The sequence below is a fragment of the Methylophaga sp. UBA1464 genome (assembly GCF_002325665.1).
Taxonomy (GTDB): Bacteria; Pseudomonadota; Gammaproteobacteria; order Nitrosococcales; family Methylophagaceae; genus Methylophaga.
In genome coordinates, this window is record NZ_DCSO01000095.1 from 39,160 (window position 1) to 41,202 (window position 2,043).

Below are 2,043 nucleotides of genomic sequence, written 5' to 3' on the forward strand. Positions count from 1 at the left end.
GCCTGATAGGCTTCATGCAGGCTGGTATGCAATGAGATTTTATGGACATTCCTTCTGGTTGCAGGTATTTGCATCAGATCGATTTCTGTCTCATCTTCGTCTTCTTTAACGCTCACCGCTCTGGCCAGGTCGCTGGCGGGCATCAGGGCAATCGGATTGCGTTCTTTGGTGATTAATATCCATTCCGGGTTGTTTTCGAGTGTGTGCAGAGCCAGATCAGGATTGATTGTCTGATTCAACACGGCGATATTGCGTTGCATCGCGGCACCGACACTGATTTTGCGAAGCGTTTGTGAGATGGGGTCATTACGAAAATCCAAACCTTTTACTCGCATCAAGTTGACGAACATGGGTTCCTGTTTGAAATAATCGTGCGTAATCAGGCTGGAAAAGACGATAGCAAGCATACCGGGCAGAATGATTTCCGGGTTGCCGGTGAGTTCGAGCATGGCCATTAATGCGGCAAGCGGCGCTTTTAATGTGGCCGACATCATGGCGCACATGCCTAACACGGCATAAAAGGTCATTGATGACGCATAGTCGGGCAAGATGATTTGTCCGAAGTAACCTAATATTGCGCCGGCACAGGCGCCGACGACCATGGTCGGCCCAATGATTCCGGCCGGGATGCCTAAACCGACTGTGGCGGATGATAACAGCAGTTTCATCACCATAATGATCACCAGCGTGCCAATAGCGATATCATTGGCGGAAATACTGCCAATAATGCCGTATCCCATGCCCATGACTTCCGGCACCATCATGCCGCACAGGCCCATTAAAATACCGGCGTAAACCGGACGTAACCATGATGGATGATTGGTGTAAAGATTGGTAAATAGCGTCAGTGTTTTTAATGCGATGGTGGCTAGGCCGCCGATAACGAGACCCAGAAAAATAATATAAGGCAGTTCCCACAGTGACTGCATCTGGGCACTGAGATTGATAAAAACAGTGTCATCGCCAAAGGTCAGTCGACACACTACCGCGCCAGTGACGGAAGCGAGGATGACCGGAATAAAACTGGCGATGTAATATTCCATCATGATGACTTCCATGGCGAAAATCACCCCAGCGATGGGGGTATTGGATGAGGCGGCGATGGCGGCGGCAGTACCGGATGCGACCCGAATCCGAACACTGTTATTAGGTAATTCCAGACCATTGGCTAATAAGCTGCCACTGGCGGCACCCAGATGCACGCCGGGTCCTTCACGACCCACAGAGTGACCGGTAATAATGGCAATACTGGTGCCGAGAAACTGCCGAACCGCATTTTGCCAGGGCAGACGGCCTTCATAGGCCGAAAGGCGTTCGATCACATGCAGGATACCGGTGGTGCGTTGTTCCTGATTTAACCCAAGAAACAATAAACCGATAAGCAGGCCGCCGAGAATAGGCAGACCTAACAGGCCCCACCAGGGCAGGCTGGCAAAGCCTTCGACTTCGCCGGAGGGTAATAACAGCATTTGACCGTGTTCAATGGTAAGTCTGAGCAGGATGATGGCAAGGCTGGCTAATAATCCGGTGATAACGGCAAGCACATAAAGCTTTACGCCTAATCGACCAAATATGAAGTACTGTCGGATTTTTTCCAGCATCAGCCCTATATAACTTTGGAAAATCGCTGTTTTGCCTGTTGACTGTATTTATCAAACGCCATGCAGATATTACGGATTAACAAGCGCCCAGCGGGTAAGACCACTATGGATTTCCAGTTATACTGCAACAGGCCGTCTTCGGCAAATTGTTCGAGCTGAAGGTAGGCATCGGCAAAATAGTCTTTAAATTGAATGTCGTACTCTTGTTCAAGTTCCGCAATATTCAGTTCAAAATCACAGATTAAACGGGTAATGATGTTGCGGCGCAGTTTGTCATCCTCGCTCAGGCTGATGCCTCGCATTAAAGGCAGTTGGTTTTGTTTGAGCAGCGTATCGTATTCGAGCAGGGTCTTAACGTTTTGAGCATAGGCGTCACCAATATTGCCAATCGAAGTGATGCCAAAACCAATCAGGTCGCATTCGGCATGGGTGGCATAACCCT

Annotated in this window: 1 protein-coding gene and 1 pseudogene; both read right to left on the minus strand. The window is 49.3% G+C overall.

All coding sequences use genetic code 11. The annotated features are described in order from the left end of the window. The coding region (locus B3O33_RS13030) for a chloride channel protein (protein WP_292363785.1) at positions 1–1,601 on the minus strand (1,601 nt) is incomplete at its 3' end. 5 nt (positions 1,602–1,606) lie between these two features. Beyond that, positions 1,607–2,043 (minus strand): annotated as a pseudogene (locus tag B3O33_RS13035) (coproporphyrinogen III oxidase); the annotation flags it as partial.